This window comes from Pseudomonas sp. P7548 (assembly GCF_013386585.1).
Classification (GTDB): domain Bacteria; phylum Pseudomonadota; class Gammaproteobacteria; order Pseudomonadales; family Pseudomonadaceae; genus Aquipseudomonas.
Genome location: NZ_JACARO010000249.1, coordinates 1 through 396, shown reverse-complemented (window position 1 = coordinate 396; position 396 = coordinate 1). Strand labels below are relative to the sequence as shown.

At 61.1% G+C, this 396-nt stretch carries 1 protein-coding gene; it reads right to left on the bottom strand.

Annotated elements, in window-relative coordinates; translation table 11 throughout:
* Positions 1-396, bottom strand: a 396-nt coding sequence (locus tag HX803_RS32535) for a dicarboxylate/amino acid:cation symporter (RefSeq protein ID WP_178926130.1), incomplete at both ends; no start/stop codon positions are given.

Sequence of the window (396 nt, the reverse complement as noted above, 5' to 3'; positions counted from 1 at the left end):
CAGAGCAGCGCCAGGCCAAGGTAGAACTGCGCGATCAACTTGCCGAAGCTCACCAGCATGCCCAGCCCGTACAGACTGATGGTGGCGGCGATGGCGGCAAACACCGCGAGCGGCGCCACCCACATCACGTACTCGGTGATGCGAAACATCACCTGGGTCAGCTCTTCGAGCACGCTCAGGATGCTCGACTTGCCCTGGCCTTTGACAAACGCCAGGCCCGCCCCGAAGAACAGCGAAAACACCACGATTTGCAGCACCTCGTTATTGCCCATGGCCTCGACAATGCTGCGCGGAAACACATGGGACAAAAAGCCCGAGAGGTTGAAGCTGGCGGTGTTCAAACCACTGGCGCCGCTGGTGGGCGTATTCAGGCCAAGCCCTACGCCGGGCTGGAAC